The 25,967-nt window shown below is 72.4% G+C and carries 20 protein-coding genes; 9 read left to right on the top strand and 11 right to left on the bottom strand.

The features are described 5' to 3' along the window. Window positions 1-81: 81 nt before the first annotated feature. Window positions 82-1,080, top strand: a complete 999-nt coding sequence (locus ACSQ18_RS01810; protein WP_436035347.1) for a LacI family DNA-binding transcriptional regulator — start codon at window positions 82-84, stop codon at window positions 1,078-1,080. Here the strand turns inward: ACSQ18_RS01810 and ACSQ18_RS01815 are convergent. Next, the gene (locus ACSQ18_RS01815) at window positions 1,046-2,224 is read right to left on the bottom strand and encodes an ROK family transcriptional regulator (RefSeq protein ID WP_436035348.1); all 1,179 of its coding nucleotides are present in this window, start codon (window positions 2,222-2,224) and stop codon (window positions 1,046-1,048) included. The genes ACSQ18_RS01810 and ACSQ18_RS01815 overlap by 35 nt on opposite strands. A 166-nt stretch (window positions 2,225-2,390) precedes the next feature. Here ACSQ18_RS01815 and xylA point away from each other — a divergent pair, with 166 nt between their 5' ends. Continuing rightward, window positions 2,391-3,590 carry a xylose isomerase gene (xylA, locus tag ACSQ18_RS01820; protein ID WP_436035349.1) on the top strand — a complete coding sequence of 400 codons (1,200 nt, stop codon included), beginning with the start codon at window positions 2,391-2,393 and terminating at the stop codon, window positions 3,588-3,590. 5 nt (window positions 3,591-3,595) lie between these two features. Further along, a complete protein-coding gene (gene xylB / locus ACSQ18_RS01825) occupies window positions 3,596-4,879 on the top strand; it encodes a xylulokinase (protein WP_436035350.1) in 1,284 nt (427 codons plus the stop codon). A 26-nt stretch (window positions 4,880-4,905) separates the two neighbouring features. On the opposite strand, the gene ACSQ18_RS01830 is transcribed toward xylB, so the two are convergent. Further along, window positions 4,906-5,631: a glutamine amidotransferase-related protein gene (locus ACSQ18_RS01830; protein WP_301039208.1), complete on the bottom strand. Its 726-nt coding sequence runs from the start codon at window positions 5,629-5,631 to the stop codon at window positions 4,906-4,908. Window positions 5,632-5,818: 187 nt separating this feature from the next. Here ACSQ18_RS01830 and ACSQ18_RS01835 point away from each other — a divergent pair, with 187 nt between their 5' ends. From ACSQ18_RS01835 to ACSQ18_RS01850, 4 genes are read left to right on the top strand one after another with little or no spacing between them, the layout of a single operon-like run. Further along, window positions 5,819-6,460 carry an RNA polymerase sigma factor gene (locus ACSQ18_RS01835; protein ID WP_301039209.1) on the top strand — a complete coding sequence of 214 codons (642 nt, stop codon included), beginning with the start codon at window positions 5,819-5,821 and terminating at the stop codon, window positions 6,458-6,460. Next, entirely contained in the window at window positions 6,450-6,914 is a 465-nt protein-coding gene (locus tag ACSQ18_RS01840) for a hypothetical protein (protein WP_436035351.1), read from the top strand. Before ACSQ18_RS01835 ends, ACSQ18_RS01840 begins: the two co-directional genes overlap by 11 nt. Before the next feature lie 33 nt (window positions 6,915-6,947). After that, window positions 6,948-8,615, top strand: coding sequence for a S8 family peptidase (locus ACSQ18_RS01845; protein WP_436035352.1), 1,668 nt, complete (start codon window positions 6,948-6,950; stop codon window positions 8,613-8,615). A 59-nt stretch (window positions 8,616-8,674) separates the two neighbouring features. Next, window positions 8,675-11,164 carry a CHAT domain-containing protein gene (locus ACSQ18_RS01850; RefSeq protein ID WP_436035353.1) on the top strand — a complete coding sequence of 830 codons (2,490 nt, stop codon included), beginning with the start codon at window positions 8,675-8,677 and terminating at the stop codon, window positions 11,162-11,164. Between the two features lie 450 nt (window positions 11,165-11,614). Here ACSQ18_RS01850 and ACSQ18_RS01855 read toward each other — a convergent pair whose 3' ends face one another. Next, window positions 11,615-12,364: a LysR substrate-binding domain-containing protein gene (locus ACSQ18_RS01855; protein ID WP_436035354.1), complete on the bottom strand. Its 750-nt coding sequence runs from the start codon at window positions 12,362-12,364 to the stop codon at window positions 11,615-11,617. A gap of 31 nt (window positions 12,365-12,395) precedes the next feature. On the opposite strand from ACSQ18_RS01855, the gene ACSQ18_RS01860 reads away from it, so the two are divergent. Beyond that, the gene (locus ACSQ18_RS01860) at window positions 12,396-12,794 is read left to right on the top strand and encodes a DUF1304 domain-containing protein (RefSeq protein WP_436035355.1); all 399 of its coding nucleotides are present in this window, start codon (window positions 12,396-12,398) and stop codon (window positions 12,792-12,794) included. Window positions 12,795-12,849: 55 nt separating this feature from the next. Here the strand turns inward: ACSQ18_RS01860 and ACSQ18_RS01865 are convergent, their stop codons facing one another. From ACSQ18_RS01865 to ACSQ18_RS01880, 4 genes are all read right to left on the bottom strand, one after another. Further along, window positions 12,850-13,437, bottom strand: coding sequence for a thermonuclease family protein (locus ACSQ18_RS01865; protein WP_436035356.1), 588 nt, complete (start codon window positions 13,435-13,437; stop codon window positions 12,850-12,852). A 145-nt stretch (window positions 13,438-13,582) separates the two neighbouring features. Beyond that, window positions 13,583-13,990: a transferase gene (locus ACSQ18_RS01870; RefSeq protein WP_301039214.1), complete on the bottom strand. Its 408-nt coding sequence runs from the start codon at window positions 13,988-13,990 to the stop codon at window positions 13,583-13,585. Between the two features lie 38 nt (window positions 13,991-14,028). Further along, window positions 14,029-15,132: a glycosyltransferase gene (locus ACSQ18_RS01875; protein ID WP_436035357.1), complete on the bottom strand. Its 1,104-nt coding sequence runs from the start codon at window positions 15,130-15,132 to the stop codon at window positions 14,029-14,031. Then, complete coding sequence (locus ACSQ18_RS01880) at window positions 15,129-16,070, bottom strand: phosphodiester glycosidase family protein (protein ID WP_436035358.1); 942 nt, start codon at window positions 16,068-16,070, stop codon at window positions 15,129-15,131. Before ACSQ18_RS01880 ends, ACSQ18_RS01875 begins: the two co-directional genes overlap by 4 nt. 99 nt (window positions 16,071-16,169) lie before the next feature. On the opposite strand from ACSQ18_RS01880, the gene ACSQ18_RS01885 reads away from it, so the two are divergent. Further along, entirely contained in the window at window positions 16,170-16,868 is a 699-nt protein-coding gene (locus ACSQ18_RS01885) for a YitT family protein (RefSeq protein ID WP_436035359.1), read from the top strand. Window positions 16,869-16,893: 25 nt separating this feature from the next. Here the strand turns inward: ACSQ18_RS01885 and ACSQ18_RS01890 are convergent, their stop codons facing one another. From ACSQ18_RS01890 to ACSQ18_RS01905, 4 genes are all read right to left on the bottom strand, one after another. Further along, entirely contained in the window at window positions 16,894-17,667 is a 774-nt protein-coding gene (locus tag ACSQ18_RS01890) for a DNA-formamidopyrimidine glycosylase family protein (RefSeq protein WP_436035360.1), read from the bottom strand. A gap of 19 nt (window positions 17,668-17,686) precedes the next feature. After that, complete coding sequence (locus ACSQ18_RS01895) at window positions 17,687-22,489, bottom strand: Lhr family ATP-dependent helicase (protein ID WP_436035361.1); 4,803 nt, start codon at window positions 22,487-22,489, stop codon at window positions 17,687-17,689. Window positions 22,490-22,544: 55 nt separating this feature from the next. Beyond that, complete coding sequence (locus tag ACSQ18_RS01900; protein WP_436035362.1) at window positions 22,545-23,978, bottom strand: hypothetical protein; 1,434 nt, start codon at window positions 23,976-23,978, stop codon at window positions 22,545-22,547. Between the two features lie 151 nt (window positions 23,979-24,129). After that, window positions 24,130-25,734, bottom strand: a complete 1,605-nt coding sequence (locus ACSQ18_RS01905; RefSeq protein WP_436035363.1) for an ABC-F family ATP-binding cassette domain-containing protein — start codon at window positions 25,732-25,734, stop codon at window positions 24,130-24,132. Between the last annotated feature and the right edge of the window lie 233 nt (window positions 25,735-25,967).

Consider the following 25,967-nt stretch of genomic DNA (forward strand, 5'->3'; position numbering starts at 1 on the left):
GCCGGTCGCATAAGTTTCTAAACACAACAAAACGGTGTCAAACGTTTTCGAAACCGTTTTCCAAGACGCTAGGGTGCTCCCATGAGTCAACGCAGACCGACCATCCACGACGTGGCCGACCGTGCCGGCGTCTCCGTGGCCACGGTCTCCAAGGCGATGAACGGCCGATACGGGGTCGCGACCGAGACCGCCGACCGGGTGCTCCGGGCCGTCGCGGAGCTCGGCTACGAGTCGAGCCTCATCGCCCGGAGCATGCGGTCGCACCGCACCGGCGTGATCGGCGTGCTCGTCGCCGACTTCGAGCCCTTCAGTGCCGAAGTGCTCAAGGGCGTCGGCGAGGCGCTCCGCGACTCCCGCTACGACCTGCTCGCCTACACGGGCTCCCGCGGCGACGAGGACGGCTGGGAGAGGCGATCGCTCTCCCGCCTCAGCGGCACCCTCATCGACGGCGCGATCATGGTCACCCCGACCGTCGTCAACGTCAGTACCGAGGTGCCGCTCGTCGCGGTCGATCCCCACGCGGGGCCCGCCGATCTGCCCATCGTCGAGTGCGACAGCTTCGGCGGCGCGCGCGAGGCCACCCACTACCTCATCGAGCTCGGTCATCGCCGCATCGGCTACATCGCCGGTCGCGCCGACCTGCGCTCCTCGATCGCCCGCGACGCCGGGTACCGACGAGCATTGGCGGATGCCGGCATCCGCTTCGATCCGGCCTACGTCGGCGCGGGGCGCTACCAGGAGGCCACCGTGCGCGAGGTGGCGATCGACATGCTGTCGGCGCCCGACCGGCCCACCGCGGTCTTCGCCGCCAACGACATCTCCGCTCTCGCGATCCTCCAGGTCGCCGCCGAACTGCACCTCGACGTGCCGCGAGACCTGTCGATCGTCGGCTTCGACGACATCCCGGAGGCCACGCGGCTCGCGACGCCCCTCACGACCGTGCGTCAGCCGATGGGGAGGCTCGGCGCCGAGGCGGCGGGCATGCTCCTCGCGCTCCTCCGCGGCGAGCAGCCGGAGGTGACCCACCTGCGGCTGCCGACGAAACTCATCCCGCGGGCGACGACGGCTCCGCCGCGCTGATCGGGTCGCGTAGGAGGTCGCCGAACGCGGCCTCGGCGGCGCCGATCAGCAGGCGGTCCTCACCCAGCGCGGCCGGCAGGATCACGACATCCGCGGCGTTGGCGGGCATGGACTGCGCCCGCACGAGAGCGGTGAGCTCCTCCAGCCCGGCCGTGGCGAGGGTCGCGAGGAAGCCGCCGAGCACGACCACCTGGGGATTGAGCACGTTGACGGCGTTCGCCAGCGCCGTCGAGAGGATGCGCCGCTGCCGATCGACCTCGTCGGCGACGGCGGCGGACACGTCGGCGGCGAGGGCCGCGGCGAGGGTCGGCTCGTCAGCGGAGGAGAGTCCGACGGCATCCAGCAGGCGGGAGCGGCTCACCTCGTCCTCGAGCACGCCGCCGGGCGCGCGCCGGTCGCCCGCGTCGGCGATGCCGGGGCGGTTCTGCCCGAACTCGCCCGCGTACCCGCCCGCGCCGCTCACCGGCATCCCGTTGACGATGAGGCCACCGCCGATGCCGCTCGCGCCGCCGTTGAGGTAGACCGCGTCGTCGACGTCGACCGCGGCGCCGAACAGGTGCTCCGCCAGGGCGCCCAGGCTGGCGTCGTTCGCGACGGAGGCGGGGATGCCGGTGGCCACCTGGATCTGTTCGCGCAGGGGGGCGTCAGCCCAGCCGAGGTGGGGCGCTTCCCGCACGAGGCCGTCGTCGCGGCGGACGAGGCCGGGCACCGCGACGCCGATCGCGACGATCCGGGCGTTCGCGAGGTCGCCCGCCCGCCACGTGTCGAGCTGGGCGGTCACGAGGGCGACGGTGGTCTCGGGGGTGGGGGGCTCGGGCACATCGATGCGCACGCGCACGGCGATCCGTCGGTCGAGGCCGACGGCGGCGATCGTCACGGCATCCACTTCGGGGTTGACCGCCAGGGCGAGCACGTTCGGGTCGGCGGAGACGAGGGGGGAGGGCCGGCCGACGCGCCGGCTCGGGTCGGGTGCGCGCTCCACCACGAGGCCTTCGTCGACGAGCTCGCCGACGAGGTCGGCGATGGTCGAGCGGTTGAGGCCGGTCGCCTCGGTCAGTGCGGCGCGCGAGAGGGGACCGCCCCGGTGCACGAGCTGCAGCAGCCGGGCGAGGTTGGTCTGCCGCACGCCCACCGTCTCACGCATCCGTCCACTGTAGAGCGCGGGAGGCTTTTGTTGCGTCGTTTCCGAAATGCGCGCGCCGCGGGAGGGCGACGGACGATGCCACGGCCAGCGGCACTGGACGGATGCCGCGCTTGCGGTATAGGTTGTAGACCACAACAATTCCCCGCACGTCGCGCAAAGGAGCGTCATGCCCACTTCCTCCACCGGTCCGACCCCGGCAGACAAGTTCACCTTCGGACTCTGGACCATCGGCTACAACGGCAGCGATCCGTTCGGCGGACCCACGCGACCGTCGCTGGATGTCGTGCACGCCGTCGAGAAGCTCGCCGAGCTCGGTGCGGCCGGCCTGACCTTCCACGACGACGACCTCTTCCCGTTCGGCTCGACCGACGCCGAGCGTCAGAAGCAGATCGACCGCCTCAAGAGCGCTCTCGCCGACACCGGCCTCATCGTGCCGATGGTGACGACGAACCTCTTCAGCGCGCCCGTCTTCAAGGACGGCGGCTTCACCTCCAACGACCGCGACGTGCGCCGCTTCGCGCTGCGCAAGGTGCTCCGCCAGATCGACCTGGGCGCGGAGCTCGGCGCCCAGACCTTCGTCATGTGGGGCGGCCGCGAAGGCGCCGAGTACGACTCCGCGAAAGACGTCCGCGCCGCCCTCGAGCGCTACCGCGAGGCCGTCAACTTCCTCGGCGACTACGTCGTGAGCAAGGGCTACGACCTGCGGTTCGCGATCGAGCCGAAGCCCAACGAGCCGCGCGGCGACATCCTGCTGCCGACCGTCGGCCACGCCCTCGCCTTCATCGAGTCGCTCGAGCGTCCCGAGCTCGTCGGCCTCAACCCCGAGGTCGGCCACGAGCAGATGGCGGGCCTCAACTTCGCCGCGGGCATCGCGCAGGCGCTTTACCACGGCAAGCTCTTCCACATCGACCTCAACGGTCAGCGCGGCATCAAGTACGACCAGGACCTCGTCTTCGGCCACGGCGACCTGCACAACGCCTTCGCCCTCGTCGACCTGCTGGAGAACGGCGGACCCGACGGCGGCCAGGCCTACACGGGCCCGCGGCACTTCGACTACAAGCCGAGCCGCACCGAGGACGAGACCGGCGTGTGGGACTCCGCCGCGGCCAACATGCGCACCTACCTGCTCCTGAAGGAGCGGGCGCAGGCCTTCCGCGCCGACCCCGAGGTGCAGGAGGCGCTTGCCGCCGCGCGCGTCGCGGAGCTGTCGCAGCCGACCTTCGCCGAAGGTGAGACATACGACGACTTCGTCGCCGACCGTTCGGCCTACGAGGACTTCGACGCCGACGCGTACCTCGGCGGCAAGGGCTTCGGCTTCGTCCGCCTGCAGCAGCTCGCGACGGAGCACCTGCTCGGAGCGCGCTGACCCGCATGGCACTCGTGATGGGCGTCGACAGCTCGACGCAGTCCTGCAAGGTCGTCGTCGTCGACACCGCCAGCGGCGCGATCGTCCGCGAGGGCCGCGCCCGCCACCCCGAGGGGACGAGCGTCGACCCGGATGCCTGGTGGGCCGCCCTCCAGGAGGCGATCGCCGCGGCCGGCGGTCTCGACGACGTCGCGGCATGGTCGATCGGCGGGCAGCAGCACGGCATGGTCGCCCTCGACGCCGAGGGGCGGGTCGTCCGCGACGCGCTGCTGTGGAACGACACGCGCTCCGCCGGTGCCGCGGCCGATCTCGTCGCCGAGTTCGGCGCCGACGATCTCGTCGCCCGGACGGGGCTCGTGCCCGTGGCATCCTTCACCATCACGAAGCTCCGCTGGCTGCGCGACCACGAGCCGGAGAACGCGGCGAGGGTGGCGGCGGTCGCCCTTCCGCACGACTGGCTCACGTGGCGCCTGCGCGGGTTCGGTCCCGAGCGACCCGAACTCGGCGAGCTCGTGACCGACCGTTCCGACGCGTCCGGCACGGGCTACTGGCGGCCCGCCGACGACGCCTACGACCGTGAGCTGCTCGTCGCAGCCCTCGGTCACGACGCGATCCTCCCGCGGGTGCTCGGGCCGCGGGAGTCGGTCACCGACGCCGAGGGCCGGCGCGTCGCCCCGGGTGCGGGCGATAACGCAGGCGCGGCCCTCGGGGTCGGTGCGCGGGTGGGTGACGTCGTCGTGTCGATCGGTACGAGCGGGACCGTCTTCGCGATCAGCGAGGAGCCCGTGCGCGACCCGTCGGGCACGATCGCCGGCTTCGCCGACGCCGACGGACACTTCCTCCCGATCGTCGTCACCCTCAACGCGGCGCGGGTGCTCGACGCGATCGGACGTCTCCTCGGCGTCGATCACGCGGAGCTGTCGCGTCTCGCGCTCGCCGTCCCGGCCGGTGCCGACGGACTCACCCTCGTGCCGTACTTCGAGGGGGAGCGCACCCCGAACCTGCCGGATGCCACGGCATCCCTCACCGGCATGACCCTCGCCTCGACCACCCGCGAGAACCTCGCGCGCGCCGCCGTCGAGGGCATGCTCCGGGGACTCGGCGCGGGCCTGGATGCGCTGCGCGCGCAGGGCGTTCCGATCGAGCGGGCGCTGCTGATCGGCGGCGGCGCGCAGTCCGAGGCGGTGCGCCGGATCGCGCCCGACGTGCTGGGCGTTCCCGTCGAGGTGCCGGAGCCCGGCGAGTACGTCGCGCTGGGGGCGGCGCGTCAGGCGGCGTGGGTGGCCTGACGGCCGCTCTCAGAACGTCTGCGGTCTCAGAACGTCTGCGCGAAGCCGCGGAGGATGCGCGCGGGTTCGGTGAGGGATGCCGCGAGCACCCGCCCGGCGATGGCGTCGTAGTCGGAGGCCGCGAAGTACCCGTCGTCGCGGTAGACGGCCATCCGCTCGGTGAAGGCGCGGCCCGTGGGCTCGGGGTGGAACTGCGTCGCGTACAGGTGGTCGCCGACGCGGTAGGCCTGCACCGGGCACGTGTCGTTCGTCGCGAGCAGCACCGCTCCCTCGGGGAGCCGGCCGGTGCCCTCCTTGTGGGCCGTGAGGGCGGCGAACGTGTCGGCGAGGCCGCCGAAGAGCGGGTCGCTGCCGGCATCCGTCGTGAGGGTGACGCTGGTGGGTCCCGTGTCCTCGGGGTACGCACGCGTCACCTCGCCGCCGAGCGTGCGGGTGGCGACTCCGATGCCGTAGCAGGTGAAAAGGGCGGCGAGCTCGCCGGAGGCCGCGGCCGCTGCGATGCGGGACAGGTCGGCTTCGAGGCGGCGTTGCACGTCGGTCTTCGTCGACTCCGGGTCGGTGACGTTGAAGGGGCTGCCGCCGACGACGACGCCCCGCCAGCGCTGGGCGGCATCCGCCGGGAGGGGGTCTGTGACGAGGTCCCACCGCTGGAGGCTCTCCTCGTCCAGGCGCATGGCGCTGCGGAACGACTCGTACTCGGCGGCGGCCGCACCGCGCTGCGGACGGACGCAGAGGTAGGCGAGCGGACGCATGGCCCGAGTCTAGGCGGGCGCGGGCGGACGGGGCCAGGCTGACTCGACCGGCGGGGGCCAGGGCGACTCGGCCGGCGGGGACCAGGCCGGTGACGGTGCGCGGGTGCGCCCGACGGTCTTCCTGCAAACCCGGATGTATCAGGCGGGCGCTGGCCTCACTCCTGTGTGTGTGGCCACAATGGGCGGTATGACTGCAACCGACCCGTCGCACGTGCGGGACGACCCCGACGACGACGGGCGGCCGTCGGGCGACCCGTCGATCTGGGACCGCGCAGCCTCGGCGTTCGCGCGCTGGCGCGGCGGTGACACGCGCGCGATGGACGATCTCGTGCGGACCATGACGCCCGTCCTGTGGCACGTCGTGCGCGCCTACGGGCTCGAGAGCGCGCTCGCGGAAGACGTCGTGCAGACGACGTGGCTGACGCTCGTGCGGCGCCACGACAGCATCGCCGAGACGCGCGCCGTCGCGGGGTGGCTCACGACGTGTGCCCGCCGTGAGGCGTGGCGGACGGCGAAGGCGCACCAGCGCGTGCGGCCCACCGAGGATGCCGAGATCGAACCCCATCTGCCGGTCGACGTGTCGGCCGAGGAGCGCGCACAGCTCGCCGACAGCGACACGCGGCTGTGGCGGGCGGTCGGGGGCCTCGACGAGAGGTGCCGCCGGCTGCTGCGGATCGTGGCTTTCGAGGAGCGCCCGGACTACGCGCACATCGCGCAGGACCTCGCGATGCCGGTCGGGTCGATCGGCCCCACACGACAGCGTTGCCTGGCGAAGCTGCGTACTGCACTGACCGCCGACGGATGGACAGGAGACGCCGATGAGCGCTGAAACCGACGCCGAGCTGTTCCGGGCGCTGCGGCGCACGTGGGAGGAACTCGATCCCGCCCCCGCCGACCTGGTCGACCGCATGGTCGCCGCGGTGGCCACGGCCGATCTGTCGCGCGAGTACGCGCTGCTCACGCTCGTCACGGCGACGGAGCTGGCCGCGGTCCGCGGCGACGCCGACGCGCTGACGATGCAGTTCAGCGACGGCACCGCGAGCGTTCTCGTGCACGTCGTTCCCGCCGCTGACGGGCTGCGGCGCGTCGACGGCTGGGTCGACGCGCCGGCCACGTCGGTCGAACTGGAACAGGACGAGCGCACGTGGGCGACCGCGGCCGAGCACGGCCGATTCGCCTTCGAAGACATCCCGGCCGGCATGACGCGGTTGCGCATCGTGCTGACCGACACGACGGATGCCGGCACGCCCGCCGAACTGCGCACGCCGCGGTTCGAGGTGTGACCGGTTCGGGAACACACGAGAGGAACTCCCCCCATGGTCGATGAGCGACGCGATTCGGACGGTCCACTGCCGAAGGGATGGTCGTGGCGCGACCGCGCGCGGGGGTCGGTGATCACCGCGACGACGCTCGACCCGGGGTCGGAGCCCCTCGACGGCATCGAGGCGTTCCAGACCGTGTACGTGCCGCACCGTCTGCTCGTGAGCCTCGATCCCGACGACAAGGAACTCGACCGCGAGGGCGGTCCGTTCGACCGTGTCCGCGGCGCGGCGCGGGCGTTCGGGTGGGGGGTCGTGCCGGAGCTCCTCGACGGCTCCGACGTCGACGGCGAGCTTCCCGCCGCGCGGCTCCCCGGCGCACCCCGCGTGCTGCGGGTACGGCTGACCACGCCCGACGAGAAGACGCGCGGCATCTCGCCGGCACTCCCCGATGCGTGGCGCGTGCTGCAGCAGGTGCGGCGCGACGCGATGCAGCAGGCGCTGCGCGGACGCGACGGCGAGGTCGACGTCGCGGCGACGCTGCGCGCCACCGGAGCGGACCGCGTCGGGCTCGATCACGTGCTGACGGTCGACCCGATCGGGGTGAATCCCTTCACGAAGACGAACCCGTACACGAAGACGAACCCGTACACGAAGACGAACCCTTACACGAAGACTAACCCGTACACGAAGACCAATCCCGTCGGCGAATACGCCGAGGGCGGGTCGGGCGGGCGTCAGCCGGTCGCCTGGGTCGGGGCGGCTCCTCGACGCACCGACGTCGCGCCGGGTTGCCGCCGCGCCGTGGTCGCCGTGCTCGACACGGGGGCGGGCGTCCACGCGTGGCTGCCCGACGACATCGTCGATCGGCACGTGACCGTCGACGGGCACGTGATCGGTCTCGACGACGAGGCGAACCCCGAGATCTACCCCGACCTGTACGGTCCGCTCGACGGCGAGCTCGACGACGTCGCCGGCCACGGCACCTTCATCGCCGGTATCGTCCGCCAGGCCGCCCCGGATGCCGACATCCTCGCCATCCGGGTCGCCGACGCGCTCGGCATGGTCGAGGAGTCGAACCTGCTGGCCGTCGTCGAGGATCTCGGTGTGCTCGTCCATCGCTACGTCCACGGCGAGGAGGGCGGACGCCCGATCGACGTCGTGAACCTCTCGCTCGGCTACTACCACGAGACCCCGGAGGACGGGCTCTACACCCGCGACCTCTACGACCTGCTCGCGGTCCTCCGCGGTCTCGGCACGACCGTCGTCGTCTCCGCGGGCAACGACGCTATCGACCGCCCGTCGTTCCCGGCCTCGCTGTGGCCGTGGCCCGGTTCCGACAACGGCATCGAGCCGGACGCCGGTGCGCCGCACCTCTCGGTCGGTGCGCTCAACCCCGACCGCCGCACGACCGCCCTCTTCTCCAATGTCGGACCCTGGGTGGCGACGTATGCGGAGGGAGCGGCCGTGGTGAGCACCCTGCCCGACTTCTACGGCGGCATCCAGGCCTCGGCGCGCGACGACCAGTACGAGCGTGAGCGGATGACGATCGGTCCCGAGGACTTCCGCGGTGGCTTCGCCGTCTGGAGCGGCACGTCGTTCGCCGCGCCGCTCGTGGCCGGACGGATCGCTGCGGAGCTGGCGCCGCCTGTCGAGTCGGGGCCGCCCGAGAAGGCGATCCCCGTGGTGCGCGACGTCGTCGAGGGGGTGCTCGGCGCGGGCTGAGTGGTCAGTTCCGGTCGCACGGCATCGCGCCGGGGGCCGGGGCACGGCATGCTGAGGGAGTGACCCCCTCCGCCGATGAGCTCTACGCGCGCGGGCGCGAGCTGTCGGCGCAGCGCCGTTACGCCGAAGCGGCGGACGTCCTCGCGGATGCCGCGGCCGCTGCCGCCGACCCGGACCTCGCGGCGCGGATCGTCGGCACCCGCGCGTTCGCGCTCACGCAGATCGGCGACGCCGAGACGGGGGAGCGGACATGTCGCGCGGCCCTCGCCGATGAGCGGATCGGCGCCCACACGCGTGGTGTCCTGGCCGGTCAGCTGGGCAGCGTGCTCGTCCACCAGGGCCGGCTCGACGAGGCGATCGAATGGTTGGGACGAGCGATCGACACCATCCCCGACGATCCCCTCGCCGTCGCCAATCTGCGGGTCAATCGCAGCCTCGTGCACATGCAGCGTCGGGACCTTGCCGCGAGCTTCTCCGATCTCGAACGGGCGCTCGCCGTGTACACGGAGCACGGGACCGCCGCCGACATCGCCGAGACGCAGCACAACCTCGGGTACACGGCGCTCCTCGCGGGCGACCTCGTCCGCGCCATGCGTGAGATGAGCGCCGCGCGCCCCGTGCTGGCCGATCTCTCCCCCGCCAATGCGGCGATCAGCGACAGCGATCGCGCCGAAGTGCTCCGCGATGCGGGGCTCGTCACCGAAGCCGAACGGCTTCTCGAAGCGGCGGCCACCGCATTCGGAGCCGACGGGATGCCGCAGGCCCGGGCCGAGGCGGAACTGCACCTCGCCGCGTCGCTCCTGCGCCACGACCCGGCGCGGGCCGAGTCGGTCGCGCGGGTCGCGGCCGACCGGTTCACCGAGGTGGGTTCCGCGTCGTGGGCGGCGCGTGCCGACGGCATCCGCCTTCGTGCGCTTCTGTCGGGAGGGACGATGGACCGCGCCGGCCGCATCGTCGCCGACGTGGACGACGGGGTCGACGAGGCCGAGGTCGACCGGGTCGCCCGTCGCCTCACGGGGGCGGGGTTCGCGAACGAGGCGACCGCGTTGCGCCTGGCCCGCGAGCTGTGGCGCGCCCGCACCGGACGGCCGGTGGCCCGGATGCCGCGCGTCGCGCCGACATCGTCGCTCGAGGTGAGGCTGCTGGCGCACGAGGTGCGCGCGGCCCGCGCGGCCCGCTCTGACGGGGCTGCGGCGCACCAGGACAGCAGAGCGGCGGAGCGGCACGCGGCGGCGGGGCTCGACGAACTCGCGACGTGGCAGTCGTCGTTCGGCAGCCTCGATCTGCAGACGTCGGTGGCGATGCACGGTCAGGGCCTGTTGCTGACAGGCATCGACGCTGCGGTCGCGTCGGGGCGTCCGGAGCGGGTGTTCGCCTGGTCGGAGCGGGCTCGCCAGCTCAGCCAGCAGGTGGTGCCGCTGCGGCCACCGCCTGATCCGGAGCTGGCGGCCGACCTGGCCGAGCTGCGCATGCTGCGCGCGGACCTCCCGGGCGCGGACTGGCTGTCCGACCCGCGGGCCGTCGCGCTCGGCGATCGTGTGCGCCACCACCAGTGGACCCGCACGGGAGCCGCAGACGTCGAAGAGCGACTCGACCTCGCGGCGGTGCAGCAGCGACTGGATGCCGGCACCGCGGTGCTCGCGTATGTCTTCGGGAGCGCGGGTCTCGCCTGCGTCGTCGTGACCTCCGCTGACGCCGTGGTCGTCGACCTGCCCGGGTGGGCGGAGGCCCGTGCGGCGCTGCCGGGGCTGCGCGCGGACCTCGACATGGCCGCGTCCGTGCGCACCGGACCCATGAGCGACGTGATCCGGCGGTCGCTCTCGGGGCGCCTCGCCGACCTCTCCCGGGCGCTCGTCGAGGAGCCGCTGCGCAGCGCCGGCGACCGTCGCCTCGTGCTGACGACCCCGGGCGTGCTCGCGGGCGTGCCGTGGAGCATGCTGCCCGCCTTCGTCGGTCGCACCTTCACCCTTGCTCCGTCCGCGTCGCGCTGGGTGCGTACCCGACTCCGCGCGCCGCATATGGCCGGGTTCGCCGCCGGTCCGCGCGTCACGCGTGGTGGCGAGGAGATCGCGGTCGCCGCGGCTGCGTGGGATGCCGCACGCCGCCTGCCGGCCGCAGAGGCCACCGTCGCGAGCGTCACCGAACTGGCCCGCGACGTCGACGTCCTCCACGTCGCGGCGCACGGTCGGCACGCGGCCGACAACCCGCTGTTCTCGGGACTCGAGCTCGCCGACGGCATCCTCTTCGGGTTCGACATCGACCAGGTGCGGCCCGTGCCTCGCACCGTCGTGCTCTCTGCGTGCGAGGTGGGGCGCTCATCGGTGCGGTGGGGGGAGGAGGCGATCGGCATGACGCGCGCGTGGCTGCACGCCGGAGCGGACTGTGTGATCGCCGCTCCCGTGGTCGTCGCAGACGATGACGCGTGCGAACTGCTCGGCGCGGTGCATCAAGGACTCGCCGCCGGCACCGTGCCGGCGGAGGCGCTCGCCGCCGCGCAGCGCTCCACCGGCATCGTGGCACCCTTCCAGTGCCACGGCAGCGGCTTCTGACGCGCTCCCGCCCGACCGGGGGCGAGCGGGTTCCGGTCGTTGAGCGAGGAGCGGAGCGACGAGACGAAACGTCGACCGGGGAGCGGCGTTTCGTCTCGCTGCGCTCGCTCAACGACCGGAAGGCGGCGGCGTTTCGTCTCGCTGCGCTCGCTCAACGACCGGGGGCGACGTCTCGTTTTGCGTCGCTCGCTCCACCACCCGGGGACCCGCTTCCGCACCCCGGGAAGAAAAGTTCGCGGATCGTGTATCAGCGAGGCACCGACCCGCTCCTGATCAATGAACGACCTGATGACGCCCGCATGGGGATGCGATCGTCGTCCCCGGGGGGGATCACCAGGATGTTCGGAAGACCGGGTACGCACTCTGGGGGGAGGGCCGGATCTTCGGGCCGGCGGAGTCGGGGGGCACCGCCGGCCCCTCGTCTGTCTGCGGGGTCTCGCCGGTCCGACGTCAGCCGCGGGAGGAGTTCGCCGTGCGCCCGCGGACGATCCCGACGAACGTGTCGACGAGCGGCGACGGATCTGCCGACGGCCAGGCGAGCGCGACCGTCGACGTGGGTGCATCGCGCAGCGGCCGGTACTCCACGTCCTTGCGCTGGTGCAGCCGGGCGAGCGACATCGGCACGATCACCACGCCGACGCCCGCAGCCACGGTCGCGATGGCATCCGCCGTCGTCTCCGGAGGCGCGAAACGGGGAGCCTCCGCCCCCGGCACGTCCACGTGGAGTACGTCGTCACCGGGAACGATGACCACCTCACCGGCGAGGTCGTCGAGACCGAGTTCTTCGACGGCGGTCAGATGCGAGTCGGCCGCGCACACGACCACCGGCAGCTCGTCGTAGAGAGCGATCACGTGGAGACCCTCGCGATCCACCGGCAGCCGCACGAGGGCGGCGTCGACGGCTCGGGATGCCACGGCCTCCCGCTGCTCGGCCACCGACACGGCCACGAGCTCCAGTGCCGTGTCCGGCATCCGTTCCTGCCAGATGTCGATCCATTTGCCCGGCGTCGTGCCGGGAACGGCGCCCAGGCGGAACGGCCCCACCGGGAGCGCCGGGACGGCCGCCGGCGGAGGCGGCGCCGGACGCGTGCGCTTCTTGGCGCCCGGGGCAGCCTTCGACGTCGTCGAGCGTTGCGGTTTCGCGGGCCGCGAGGACTTCGGGGGGCGGCGCCCGCCCTTCGATGCGCGTCCGGCAGCCATGCAGCCAGCGTAGTCGCGCTATCGTCGGGCTATGGTGCCGATCATCGCGACGATCGCGGCCTCGCTGGCCGCGCTGCTCCACGTGTACATCTTCGTCATGGAGAGCATCCAGTGGACCCAGCCCAAGGTGTGGCGTCGCTTCGGGGTGGCCGACCAGGCCGCCGCGGACGTGACCAAGCCGATGGCGTACAACCAGGGCTTCTACAACCTGTTCCTCGCCATCGGTACGATCATCGGGCTGGCGCTCTTCTGGGCGGGCGGTTCCGACGCGGCGGGCGACGTCGCCGGACGCACGCTCGTGCTGTTCAGCCTCGGGTCGATGCTCGCGGCATCCCTCGTGCTCGTCACGTCCGGCGCGAAGTACCTGCGCCCCGCGCTCGTGCAGGGAACGCTCCCGCTGATCGGTTTCGTCCTCTTCCTCTTCGCCTGAGGTTCGGCAGAGGTGCGCGCGGGTTGCCCGGCCCGGGCGCCCGCGCTGGCGCAGGTCAGCACGACCCCCACTGACCGACGGATGCCGCGCGTGCCGCCGTCTCCGTTTCGGCGAACAGGTCCGCGTGCGTCGTGTTCGGCGGCACCGTCAGGGCGCGCGCATCCCCTGACGCCACCAGCCGGTGGTTGACGAACATGCCGTCATCGGTCCACAGGTAGAGCAGCACGCGGCCGTACCGGTCGCGCGGCTCGCGGTCGGTGGCCGCCCACACGCGCGAGCCCTCGGGCAGCAGCTCGCGCAGGTGGTCCCGCGCCTCGTCGGCGCCGCACTCCACCGTCGGGGTGCCTTCGGGCGTATCGATCCCGATCAGACGCACGCGCACGGTGACACCGCCGGCGAGCACATCGCCGGGACCGATGGCGGTCGCACCGGTCGTCGTCGCGCGGATCGTGTCGCCGTCGGACACGTGCGCGACCGTGAGCGCGACGGCGTCTCCCGGTCGTGGCGGCACGTCGGTCGACGGGATCACCACCGGCCGCGCCTCACCGCCGCCCAGCGCCCCCGAACCGATCGCCAACCACAGGCCACCGGCCAGCACGGCGGCGATCGCGGCGGCGGCCACGGCCGTTCGGGTGCGTTTCACCCCCCGAACCCTAACCGGTGCCCGGCGCGCGCTGTCGCGAACTCCTTCGATCGGTGGGTCGCCGCCCCCGAAAGGGCCCGAAGAGGCGCTCCGCCGAGGAAATCGAAGGAGTTAGCCACGCGCCGGCCCCGCCGGTGCGCGCGTCTCAGGCCGCGAGGTGCAGGCCGCGTCGGTCGGTCGCGACGGCTTCGCCATCGGCGATCGACTCGTCGTCGCCGATCAGCGACCCTCCCGCGACACGCGCGTTCGCGCCGACGAAGGCGCGGACGCCGATCTTGGCGCGCGGCCCGATGGCCGCTCCCGGTCCGATGTGCGCGTGGGGCGCGATCTCGACGTCGGGGCCGATGACGGCATCCGGTTCGATCCAGGCGCCGCGGCCGATGTGCGCGCCCGCGGCGATCTGTGCTCCGGGTTCGACATAGGCTCCGGCTTCGACGAGCGCGCTCGCGTGTACCTTGGCCCCGTTCGCGATGAGGCCTCGACCGTTGACGTGCTTGCGGTAACGCAGCGTCTCGCCCCGGTCGTTCTCGATGTCGACGTAGTTCTTGCCCACTGGTCCTCCTGATGGGGTAAACGCATGCAGGGGCATAGTCATTCCCGCGCGGACATCGGTTCGCGTGCCGTCGCGTGTGCTCGCGCGGGAACGGCCTCCGATGGAGTGCCGACGGGCGCGAAGACCACAGCCCGCTGCACCGCGAAGCTCACCGCGAACAGCGTCGCATCGGTGAGGATCTTCGCTGCCAGAAGGGGCACGCCGACGTCGGCGAGCGCGGTGATCAGGCCGTAGCTGGCGATGAGCAGCAGCCCCGCGAGCGAGAAGTAGCGCGCGGCGGCCGTGCGCACCGGGATGGTGCGTCCCGCCCCGAACACCAGCGACCGGTTGACGGCGAAGTTCATGCTCGCGCTGAGCACCCGCGCCGCCACGACCGAGAACAGGAGCCAGCCCGTGACGGCGTGCAGCGCGAGGAGCGCGAGCGTGTCGATTCCGAAGGCGAGCACAGCGGATGCCGCGAACCGCGCCAGCGGTGCATAGATCCGGGCCGAGTCGGCGAGGGGACGGAAGTGGCTCGACGCGTTCCCGTCGAGGTAGACGGTGGCGATCGGCACCTCCACGATGCCGAATCCGGCATCCCTCGCCCGCAGGAGCATGGCGAACTCGTACTCGAAGCGGTCTCCGGGGACGCTCTGAAGCCACGCGAGCGTCGCGGCGGGGAAGCCGCGCAGGCCCGTCTGGGTGTCGGTGAGGCGCCTGCCCGTCGTCGCGCGGAAGAGCGTGCGCGTCACGACGTTGCCGACTCGGCTGCGCAGCGGCACGGCGCCGGCGAGGAACGTCCGGCTGCCGAGCACGATCGCGGGTGCCTCCGCGTCGGCGGCTGCCAGCACCTCCGCGACGCGGTGGATGTCATGGGCCGTGTGCTGTCCGTCGGCGTCGGCCGTGACGACGGATGCCGACGGCCACCGGCGCTCGGCCTCCGCGAACCCGGTGCGCAGCGCCGCCCCCTTGCCGCGGTTGTGCGGGTGGCTCACGACGACGGCGCCGGCGCGGGCGGCGGCGGCGAAGACGGACGCGAACGCGGGTCCCGACCCGTCGTCGACGACGAGGACCGGCCCGTCGGGCGCGAGCGCCGTCACGAGGTCCACGAGCCGGGCGTCGGGCTCGAAGGCGGGGACGAGGACGATGTGCACCCGGATCACCCCGCCAGGTAGAGGATGTCGCTCGTCGCGCGCTCGCCGCCGTTGGAGGGCTGATTGACCACCTCGCCGTTGAACCACATCTCGCTCGACCCGCCGCCGTCGAGGTTGTACGCCGTCGTCGCGCCCAGCGACACCATGATGTCGGCCAGCTCGGTCATCGTGACGCCGCGGCTGTAGCCGGTGTCGCGCCCGTCGACCACGACGATCACCAGGTGGTTGTCGCCGATCACGCCGATCGCCGTGCGCGGCTGCTCGCCCTGGATCGAGTGGTTGCCGATGTTGGTGTCGATCTCGACGTCGTCGATTCCCGCGACGGCAGCCCCGTCCTCGACGATCGCGGGTCCGAAGCTGAGGGTGTTCCAGGCGCCGTCGGCGAGGAGTTCCGCGGCCGTCGTCTCGGTCTCGTCGTAGACGGCGACCGATCCGTCCTCGTAGAAGACGAGCCCTTCGCGCGCACCCTGATCGCGGTAGACGACCCCGTTGCGGATGACGATTCCGCTGTCGCGGAACCCGTAGTAGTCGCCGTTGACGGCGAAGACGGCGCCGTTGTCGGTCGCGATGTTCGACACGAGATCGGTGATGTTCTCGCCGAACTGGTTCTGGGCGAACGCGCTTCGCAGGCGAGTCGCGTCGCCCAGCTCGACGTCGGCGACGTAGTACGTGACCGTGTCGTCACCGGTGCCCTGCGTGTGCGTCGTGATCTCGATCGAGGCGTCGTCGGAGGTGTAGGTCGTGTCGGTGACCTCGGCGGGGGCGCTCGTGGTGGCCGACTCGGTCGCGGATGCCGTGGGGTTCTGTGCCGCCTCGTACGCGGCGACGTCGTCGACGACGACGTGGGGCACCACGAAGCGCTCGAGCGCCCACACCGTGCCGCCGGTCGCCGACAGCGCGACGACGAGACCGCCGGCGATGAGGCTGTGCTTCAGGCGCTTGTTCATGCCCGCCAGTGTCGCCGCCCCCGTGATGTGGCCTGTGTGGCCGGTCTAGGCGCCGCCTATGAACCCGACCGCCGTTCTCCGCGGCTGTCGTGATGCAGGATGGATGCCGTGACTTCCCCCGAGCCCGACTCCACCCCGGTCGTCGATGCGGCGGCGAGCGACCCCGACCCCACGACGGGTCCGTCGCTCGTGTTCGATGCGAAGGCGACCGAGCACAGCGTCGTCGAGGACGTGCTCGGCATCCTGACGGGGACGTTCGTCGCCTCGTTGGGGCTGCATCTGCTGCACGCGGCCCACGCGGTGACCGGCGGCACGGCAGGGCTGTCCCTGCTCCTCGGCTACGCCACCCCGTGGCCGTTCTGGGTGCTTTTCGCCGTCATCAATCTGCCGTTCGCGGCGCTGGCGGTGTGGAAGAAGGGCTGGGACTTCACGATCCGTACGGCGGTGTCGATCGCGCTGGTCTCGGCCTTCGCCGTCGTGCATCAGGCCTTTCTCCCGATCGTCGAGATCGAGCCGATCTACGCGGTCCTCGCCGGCAATCTGCTGGCGGGGGTCGGCGTGCTGATCCTGTTCCGTCACCGCTCCAGCGTCGGCGGCGTGCACATCATCGCCCTGCTGTTGCAGGAGCGCCTCGGCATCCGGGCGGGCTGGTCGCTCATGGTGTTCGACGTGCTCGTGATCGTGGCCGCGCTGCTGGTGGTGCCGTGGCCGATCGTGCTGCTGAGCGCCGCCGGCGCCGTGCTGCTCAACCTCGTGCTGGCCCTCAACCACCGCCCCGGACGGTACCTCGGGCACTGACGCCGCGAGGCCGGCGGCCGTGCGGTCAGGTCTGGCAGCGGGGGCACCAGAAGACGATGCGCTCCTGCGTGGGGTCGGCGCCCAGCTCCGTCTTCTGGATGAGGGTGCCGCACCGGCGGCAGGGCTTGCCTTCGCGGCGGTACACCCAGTTCTGCGCTCCGGGCCGCGTGTCGCCCGTGAACGTGCGGCCGTGGCGGTCGCGGTTCTGCCGGATCATCCGGGCGCCCGTGTCGACGAGGCCGCGCGCGTCGATGCGCGTCGCCGGGGTGGTGGGGAGGATGCCGCGGACGAAGAGGAGCTCGTTGGCGTACTCGTTGCCGAACCCGGCGACGTTGCGCTGGTCGAGCAGGGCGACGTGCGCGGCCCGTTCGTCTATCGAGAGGCGCCGGGCGGCCTCCGCGGCATCCCACGCGGGCGAGAGCGGATCGGGGCCGAGATGCCCGACGATGCGGTCTTCGTCGGCGGTGGGCAGCACCTCGACCATCGCGAGGTCGAAGCCGACGGCATCCGCGGCGGCAGACCCGACGATCGCCCGCGCGCGGAACGCCGGCGCGTGCCAGCGCTCCCCGGGTCGGTAGAGGTCCCAGTGGCCCTCCATCTTCAGGTGGGAGTGGAGCGTGTAGGAGCCGATCCGCAGGAGCAGGTGCTTGCCGCGCGGAACGACCTCGCGGATGATCTCCCCCGTGAGGTCGGCGGTCGCGCTTCCCGGGACGCGGATGTCGAAGCGTGTCGCCGTCGCCCCCGCGAGCGCCTGGTGGAGGCGTCGCGCCGTGCGGAAGACGGTGTCGCCCTCGGGCATCAGCAGGCATCCGGGGTTGTCATCGGGCCCGCCGGAGGGTGAGGCCCCGCGCGGATTCGACGAAGCCGGCGTCGCGGAGCGCGCGGCCGACGGGCGTGCCGTACACGAACGCGCCGCCGACCTGTTCGATCGTCAGCGTGTCGAGCCGTCGAGCGCGCGCCGTCTCGACGAGGCTGCGCGCCGCGGCGGACAGCACGGCCTCGTCGTCCGAGAAGGCGAGCGCGGAGCGGCCGCCGCGCTCGAGGTACAGCACGAGTGCGCCGTCGACGAGGACGACGAGGCCGCCCGCCTTCCGCCCGGGGCGGTGGCCGCCGTCCTGTGCCGGCCAGCCGAGCGCCGCGCCGTAGGGATTGGCGGGATCGGTGGCGGCGAGCGTCAGTGCGTGCAGGCGCGGAGCGCCCTCGTCGGCGTCGGGGCCTGTGTAGGTGCGCAGCCGGTCGACCGTGGCCGACGTCGCGAACTGCGCGGCGCCGAGACGTTCGATGAAGTAGCCGCGCCGGCAGTGCCCTGCGTCTTCGAAGCCGGCGAGGGTGCGGTAGGCCTGCGCGAACCCGCCCGGCAGCTCCTCCGCGGTCACCGAGCCGCGGGTGACCACCCCGTAGCGTTCGAGCAGCATGCTGGCGGATGCCGCGGCGCGCAGCGACGGGTCGCCCTCGGGTGCCGGGAGCAGCGACCAGCGCCCTCCCACGAGCGGCGGCCGCTGAGGTGCGGTCTGGGGTCGGGCGATCGGCGTGCCGCGGAACATGCGGGCACGGGGAGTGCGGCGCACCGTGCGGTGTGCCTGCGAGCCGCCGCCCAGCAGCAGCCGCACCGGCGCGAACGTGTCATTGGTGATGCGCGACGTCCACGCGAGGTTCCACAGCGCATCGACGACGGACTGCTCGTTCTCGGCGCCCACGAGGGGCACGAGCTGCCCCGCGAAGAAGGCGCCCCCGCCGGCGAGGGCCGACAGGAGCTGCTCCTCCAGCGGCGACGGCGCGGTGTCGTCTTCGGGACGGAGCGTGAGCGCGGCGGTGTCGGCGGGGTGCAGCGCGATCCAGCCGTCGCGGCCGGGGAGCGAGCCGTGACCCGACCAGATCACCTCTCCCGTGGAGGTGAGCTCGTCGAGCATGCCCGGGGTGTAGTCCACGACGCGCGAGGGCAGGATGAGCGACTCCCACGCGCTCGCCGGGAGCGGCACGCCGGCGAGCTGCTCGATCACGGCCAGCACGCCGTCGACCCCTTCGAGACCGCGGGCGGACTCGGCGGCGTGAACGTGCTGCCACGCGGGGAGGAAGCGGGCGAACGCCTCGGGAGCCACGGGCTCGACCGCCCCGCGGATGGCGGCGAGCGAGCGCAGCCGCAGCCGACGCAGCACCTCGGTGTCGCACCACTCGGAGCCCGGATCGGCGCCGTCGGCCTGCGCCTCGCGGGAACCCCGCGCCGGGTCGGGAAGGAAGAAGCCGCTCGACAGCCGGCCCTGCGACTCGAGCCGCTGCAGCGTCTGCCGGGCGACGGCCGCGCCGATCCCGAGTCGCGCCGCCACGTCGCCCGTGCGGAACGGGCCGTGCGTGCGGGCGTGACGGGCGACGAGATCGGCGAGCGGGTCGACGACGGGTTCCAGGAACGCGGTGGGGATGCCGACGGGCAGCGCCGCGCCGAGCGCGTCGCGCAGCCGCCCGGCATCCTCGATCGCGGCCACCCGCGCGACGCCCGCGATCGTCACGGGGATCGCGCGCCGGGCGTCGACGAGCGCATCGAGGTGGGCCTGGGCCTCGGCCGCCGTCGCAGCCGCGTCGGGTGCGCCGTCTGGCGTGGGCGCTCCGGACGGGGGAGCGGCGGCGTCGAGCCTGGCGGCCACTTCGTCGGCGTCGAGCGGGCCGAGCAGGCGCAGCAGGTCGGCGACCCCTTCGAGCCCGCGCACTCGCCGGGTGGGGTCGAGCCGCTGCACCTCGCGTTCGAACTGGGCGATGATGCCGGGGTCGAGGAGCTCGCGCATCTCGACCTTGCCGAGGAGCTCGCTCAACAGTGCAGGGTCGACGGAGAGCGCGGCCGCCCGACGCTCGGCGAGCGGGGAGTCGCCCTCGTACATGAACGCGCCGACGTACCCGAACAGCAGGTCGCGCGCGAACGGCGACGGCTGCGAGGTGGTGGTCTCGACGAGGCGGATGCGTCGGTCGCCGATCGACCGGGCGATGCGCAGCAGGGCGGGAAGGTCGTAGACGTCCTGCAGCACTTCGCGAAGCGTCTCGAGGATGATCGGGAACGTCGGATGGTTCTTCGCGACCTCCAACAGCTGCGCCGACTTCTGCCGCTGCTGCCACAGCGGCGAGCGACGGTTCGGGTTGAGGCGCGGAAGCAGGAGCGCGCGGGCCGCGCACTCGCGGAAGCGCGAGGCGAACAGGGCGGAGCCGCCGACTTCGTCGGTGACGATCTGCTCGAGCTCGTCGGGGTCGAAGACGAAGAGCTCGGCGTCGGGCGGTTCGGACTCCGCGTCGGGCACGCGGGCGATGATGCCGTCGTCGCTCGCGACCGCCGATCCCTCCACACCGAGCCGCTCGCGGATCCGCGCGTTGACGGCCAGCGCCCACGGTGCGTGCACGTGCATGCCGTACGGGGAATGCAGGATGATGCGCCAGTCGCCGACTTCGTCGCGCGACCGCTCGACCGTGAGCGTCCGATCGGTGGGCAGTGTGCCCGTCGCCTCACGCTGTTCGGACAGGTAGGACAGCAGGTTCCCGATGGCGTTGTCGTCGAGGCCCGACTCCCGCAATCGCTCAGTCGCCTTCTCGGGGGTCGCCGCCGCCACCTCCCGCGAGAACCGGCCGAGCGCCTCGCCGAGCTCGGCGGGTCGTCCCAGGCCGTCGCCGTGCCAGAACGGCAGCTTCCCCGGCTGCCCGAACGCGGGCAGCACGTTGACGCGGTCGTGAGTGATCTCCACGATGCGCCAGCTCGTGGTGCCCAACGTGAAGACGTCGTTCACGCGCGACTCGTAGACCATCTCCTCGTCGAGCTCACCGACGCGCGCATTGCGGCTCTCGCCGGCGACGAAGACGCCGAAGAGGCCGCGATCGGGGATCGTGCCGCCACTGGTCACGGCGACGCGCTGCGCTCCCGGCCGACCGGTCAGCGTGCCGTGGTCGCGATCCCAGACCACGCGGGGACGGAGCTCGGCGAACTCGTCGGAGGGGAACCGGCCCGCGAGGAGGTCGAGGGTCGCTTCGAAGGCGGAGCGGGGAAGGGTGCGAAACGGCGCCGACCGCTTCACCGTCTCGAACCAGCCCTCCACGTCGACCGGGCCCGTCGCGCACGCGGCGACCGTCTGCTGCGCGAGGATGTCGAGCGGGTTCTGCGGCACGGCGATCGCCTCGATCTGACCGGCCAGCATGCGCTCGGTGACGACGGCGGTGTGGAGCACGTCACCCCGGTGCTTGGGGAAGAGCGCGGCTCGACTCACCTCGCCCACCTGGTGGCCCGCGCGTCCCACGCGCTGGAGACCGGATGCCGCGGACGGCGGCGCCTCGACCTGGATGACGAGGTCGACGGCTCCCATGTCGATGCCGAGCTCGAGGCTGCTCGTCGCGACGACGCACCGCAGCGCCCCCGACTTCAACTCGTCCTCGACCTGGGCCCGCTGCTCTTTCGAGACGGAGCCGTGGTGAGCCTTGGCGAGCACGGGGTCGGCGCCGCTCGTCGCCCCCGCTTGGGCCATCATCGCGGCGGGCACGGCGGGATCGGGCAGGTCGAGCCCGAGTCGCTCCGCGTAGATCTCGTTGAGCCGCCCCGTCAGCCGCTCCGCGAGCCGGCGCGAGTTCGCGAAGACGATGGTCGAGCGGTGGGCGAGGATGCGGTCGACGATCGCCTCCTCGACGTGCGGCCACACCGACCCGGTCACTTCGCTCGGACCTGGCGCGGAGGCCGACCCCGTCGGGCCGGGTGCGGCGTCGTACCAGGCGGGTCCGTCACCGTCGTCGGATGCTGCGGCGTCCGCGGCCCCCTCGCCGGCCCCGGGCGACGGCGCCTCGGCCGCCGCACCGGGAGGGGGAGGCGGGTTGAGCATGTCGTCCATCGGGACCACGACCGACAGGTCGAACGCCTTCGTCGCCTTCGGCGCCACGATCTCGACGGGCTGCGAACCGCCGAGGAACCGCGCCACCTCGTCGATCGGTCGGACGGTGGCCGACAGCCCGATCCGCTGCACGGGTGCGACGCTCTCGTCGTGCTCCCGGCGCAATGCGTCGAGCCGCTCGAGGCTCACCGCGAGGTGCGCCCCCCGCTTGGTGGCGGCCACGGCGTGCACCTCGTCGACGATCACCGTGTGGACGCCGCGCAGCGTCTCGCCCGCCTGCGAGGTGAGCATGAGGTACAGCGACTCGGGCGTCGTGATGAGGATGTCGGGCGGATCGGAGACGAGCTTCCGGCGGTCGGCCGACGTCGTGTCGCCCGAGCGCACGCCGACGGTGATGTCGGGCACGGGGATGCCGAGGCGCCGTGCCGACTGGCCGATGCCCACGAGGGGAGAGCGCAGGTTGCGTTCGACGTCGACGCCGAGCGCCTTCAGCGGTGAGATGTAGAGCACGCGCGTGCGCGGCGGGCGAGGCTGCTTCGACCGGGACGGTGCGGGTGCGGCGGCCGCGGCATCCTGCTTGTCGTGGAAGATCCGATCGATCGACCACAGGAAGGCCGAGAGCGTCTTGCCCGACCCGGTCGGAGCCACCACGAGCGCGTGCCGCCCGGCGGAGATGGTCTCCCACGCGCCGGCTTGCGCGGCGGTCGGCCGATGGAAGGCGCTGCGGAACCAGTCCTGCGTCGCAGGACCGAATCGCTCGAGCACCTCGGCCATCCCTCCATCTTCGTCCGTCCGTCCGACATCCGGACAGGGCTTGCGCCGCGGGCTGTCAGTGGCGCAGCGCGTAGTCGATGATGTTCTCGTTCCAGTCCACCTCTGCCTGGAGCACGACCCCCTCGTCGACGAAGATGTCGAGCTCCTCGATCTGCCAGGCAGGATCGCCGCCGGGCTCGTCGTATCCCGTCAGCGTGTCGAGACCGCGCTTGCGCTCGTGCACGACGATCTGCGATCCGGAGACATACGGGGGCGCGGAGGAGTCGTCCGTGTACGTCCAGCGCAGCACCGAGTCTTCGAAGACGCTCACGGTGGTGGGCTGCCTGTAGTCGTCCGGATCGGACTCGGTGGCGAACAGATAACGTCCGACTGCCCTCAGCGAGCTCGCGGTCGTCTGCGCGACGGTCTCGAGCGCCTCGCCGGTGAGGGGGTCGATGCGCTCGATCGCTCCCTCCGGCGTGAGGATCCACAGCGTGTCGGCGTCGCCCGTGTAGCTGAGCACCTCGCGCGTCCAGCACGACTCTCCTCGCGCCAGATCGAGTCCGGATAGGTCGAACGGGCCGACGTGGTCGTACATGAGACGTGTGTGCAGGGTGGCGCCGGCCACGGACGTGACGGTGCCCGCAGACTCCCACCCGAGACCTTCTCCGGTTTCGGCATCCACGGCATGACTGCCGACGAACGCCCGGTCTCCGATGACGCCGAACGGCACGCCGCCCTCGAACCACTCCACGCCGTAGTCCGAACCGGCCACCGTCCATCGCGTCTCGAGGGTGGTCGCGTCGATCCGCGAGAGGGCGTCGCGATCGCTGAGGTAGAAGCTGTCCGCGGTGGCAGGCGCGACACTCGTCCACCACGCTCGCCCGGCGCGCCACGTGATGGGACTGGTCTCGCCGGTCTCGCGCTCCGCGATGACATCACCTGTGGCGAGATCGAACGACATCATGCGGTGGTCGCCGCCCTCGAATGCCGTCACGCCGATCACGAGGATCCCCTGCACGCCCGTGGTCGCCGGTGACGAGAGCACCTGGAGTCGACCACCGTCGATCACGACCGTCCACCGCTCCTGACCGTCACGGCCCGCCACGGTCAGCGAGCTGCGCGACCGCAGGTCGTTCGCGGTCAGGATGCCGAAACTCTCCTCGTCGATGGGGAACGGGAACGGGGTGGGGCGATAGTCGACGTCGGCGCGCTCGATCCGTTGCACGCGATCGGCGTCGGCGGGGCCTGTGGCCGGCAGGGTGAGCTCGAACGGATCGGACCAGAGGACATCGTGCATCGTCACGGTGCACGTCGGCGTCGGCGTGGGCGTCGGTGACGGAGTCGGCGACGGGGACTCGGCTTCGCCCGTGGGCGACGCGGACGGCGCGGTGCTCGGGGAGGCCGCCCCCTCCGCGGACGGTCGCATCAGCGGGGCAGCGACGGCTGCGCCGGCGATCGCCATCGCCGCCACCGTGCCCACGGTGATCCACAGCGCCGGGCGGTTCATGCGCCGTGGCGTACGTGATGCTGCGGGGGTGTTCTCAGGGGCCTCGGGGCCGGGTTCTTCAGGTGACACTTCTCCTCCTGTGGGAAGCGTATGCGAGCCGGATAGCGCTTGCTACGGGCCGCGATAACAGTTGCGCATCGCATGCATTCCGTTAGGGGAATAGCACGGTCATCGGACGCTCGCTCAGGAGCCCGGCGCGCAGCTCGAGCACGAGGTCGGGGCCGATGCGCGCGAGGAACGCGTCGTCGTGGCTCACGATCAGCACCGCGCCGCGGTACGAGGCGAGCGCGTCGACCAGGTGGTCGACCGTCTCCACGTCGAGATTGTTGGTCGGCTCGTCGAGCACGAGCAGCTGCGGGGCGGGTTCGTGGAGCATGAGGCGTGCCAGCGCCGTCCGGAAGCGCTCGCCGCCCGACAGAGTGGCCACCGGCCGCAGCACGGTGTCGCCGCGCAGGAGGAACCGGGCGAGCCGGTTGCGCAGTTCCACGTCGCCCATGCCGGGGCTGCGGAGATTGTCGAGCACCGACCGATCGTCGTCGAGCCCGTCGACGCGCTGGGGGAGGTATCCGATGCGGTCGGTGTACGTCTCCGTGTGCAGGCCGGTCCCGGAGCGGCCGACGCCGACGAGGCTCTCGAGGAGCGTCGTCTTCCCCGCGCCGTTGGGGCCGATGACGGCCACCCGCTCCGGCCCCTGCACGATCCACGCGCGCTCGCCGTCGCCGAGCATCGCGATGCGCCGCCCCGCCGCGACCCGGGGATCGGGGACGTCGATGTGCACCGACTCGTCGTCGCGGACGCGGCGTTCGGCGGCGTCGAGGTCCGCGCGAGCCGTCGCGACCTTCTCGACGGCCTCGGTCCGCAGCTTCCCTGCCGACACCTGCGCGGCGCGCTTGCGTCCGCCCGCGACGATGCCCGGCACGCGTTTCTCCATCTGCGCCTTGTGTCCGGCCGCCTGGCGGTGGGCGATCTTCGTCTCCGTCAGGCGGCGGTCGCGCTTCTCGCGCCGGACCACCTGCCGCGCGGCGGCCTCGGCCTGCCGCGCGGCGGCCTGCTCCACGTCGAGGGCTTCGCGCCACGCCGAGTAGCCGCCGCCGAACACCGACAGCCCGCCGCGGTACAGCTCGGCGGTCTCGTCCATGAGGTCGAGCAGCCGGGTGTCGTGACTGACCACCACGAGCGTGCCCCGCCACCCCCGGACGAGGTCGTAGACGCGCGCGCGGGCATCGCGGTCCAGGTTGTTGGTGGGCTCGTCGAGCAGGGCGATCGGCGCGCCGCGGAGCCGGACGCCGACGAGCGCGGCGAGTACCGCTTCGCCGCCGGACAGCGTGCCCACCCGCCGGTCGAGCGCTCCCGCGGGAAGTCCCGCCTCGGCGAGGGATGCCGTGGCCCGCGCTTCGACGTCCCAGTCGTCTCCGACGGCGTCGAAGTGCGCGGGGTCGACATCGCCGTCGGCGATCGCCCGCACGGCGCGGAGCGCATCGCCCACGCCGAGCAGGTCGGCGACGGGCACGTCCACGTCGAGCGTGAGCTGCTGCGGCAGGCGGTCGACGCGGCCGGTGACGGTGAGCTGGCCGGACGTCGGCATCCGTTCGCCCGCGATAAGCGAGAGCAGCGTCGACTTGCCGGCGCCGTTGCGGCCCACGAGACCGGTGCGGCCGGTGCCGAACGCGCCCGTGACGCCGTCGAGGGCGACGGTGCCGTCGGGCCAGGTGAAGGAGAGGCGGTCGAGAGCGACCGCGGAGTGTGGTGCAGGCATGAGTGCCTCCCGGTTGTCGGTGGCCCCGATCTCGGTCGGGGGTGCGCCGACGCAGCGGACACCGGGCAGCCTCGCGCCCGGCACGCGGCCGGGGGAGGCGGAGGGAGTCGACGACGTCAGCGCGGGATGGGTGCGCAGACGTCGCGAAGAGTCCGGTCCTGCGGGTAGCGGAGGGAAGCGGAGGGCGACGGCTGGCGCGAGATCACAGCGCGGCGTCGAAACCCTTCAACGGT

The organism is Microbacterium sp. LjRoot45, assembly GCF_964253325.1.
Classification (GTDB): Bacteria; Actinomycetota; Actinomycetes; order Actinomycetales; family Microbacteriaceae; genus Microbacterium.

Bases quoted from the DNA above. Each gene is read 5' to 3' on its own strand.
- ACSQ18_RS01845 (WP_436035352.1), top strand. From the start codon at position 6,948: ATGGTCGATGAGCGACGCGATTCGGACGGTCCACTGCCGAAGGGATGG.
- ACSQ18_RS01810 (WP_436035347.1), top strand. From the start codon at position 82: ATGAGTCAACGCAGACCGACCATCCACGACGTGGCCGACCGTGCCGGC.
- ACSQ18_RS01900 (WP_436035362.1), bottom strand. From the start codon at position 23,978: ATGAACCGCCCGGCGCTGTGGATCACCGTGGGCACGGTGGCGGCGATG.
- ACSQ18_RS01855 (WP_436035354.1), bottom strand. From the start codon at position 12,364: ATGGCTGCCGGACGCGCATCGAAGGGCGGGCGCCGCCCCCCGAAGTCC.
- ACSQ18_RS01890 (WP_436035360.1), bottom strand. From the start codon at position 17,667: ATGCCCGAGGGCGACACCGTCTTCCGCACGGCGCGACGCCTCCACCAG.
- ACSQ18_RS01815 (WP_436035348.1), bottom strand. From the start codon at position 2,224: ATGCGTGAGACGGTGGGCGTGCGGCAGACCAACCTCGCCCGGCTGCTG.
- ACSQ18_RS01860 (WP_436035355.1), top strand. From the start codon at position 12,396: ATGGTGCCGATCATCGCGACGATCGCGGCCTCGCTGGCCGCGCTGCTC.
- xylB (WP_436035350.1), top strand. From the start codon at position 3,596: ATGGCACTCGTGATGGGCGTCGACAGCTCGACGCAGTCCTGCAAGGTC.
- ACSQ18_RS01835 (WP_301039209.1), top strand. From the start codon at position 5,819: ATGACTGCAACCGACCCGTCGCACGTGCGGGACGACCCCGACGACGAC.
- ACSQ18_RS01830 (WP_301039208.1), bottom strand. From the start codon at position 5,631: ATGCGTCCGCTCGCCTACCTCTGCGTCCGTCCGCAGCGCGGTGCGGCC.
- ACSQ18_RS01895 (WP_436035361.1), bottom strand. From the start codon at position 22,489: ATGGCCGAGGTGCTCGAGCGATTCGGTCCTGCGACGCAGGACTGGTTC.
- ACSQ18_RS01905 (WP_436035363.1), bottom strand. From the start codon at position 25,734: ATGCCTGCACCACACTCCGCGGTCGCTCTCGACCGCCTCTCCTTCACC.
- ACSQ18_RS01885 (WP_436035359.1), top strand. From the start codon at position 16,170: ATGGATGCCGTGACTTCCCCCGAGCCCGACTCCACCCCGGTCGTCGAT.
- ACSQ18_RS01840 (WP_436035351.1), top strand. From the start codon at position 6,450: ATGAGCGCTGAAACCGACGCCGAGCTGTTCCGGGCGCTGCGGCGCACG.
- xylA (WP_436035349.1), top strand. From the start codon at position 2,391: ATGCCCACTTCCTCCACCGGTCCGACCCCGGCAGACAAGTTCACCTTC.
- ACSQ18_RS01880 (WP_436035358.1), bottom strand. From the start codon at position 16,070: ATGAACAAGCGCCTGAAGCACAGCCTCATCGCCGGCGGTCTCGTCGTC.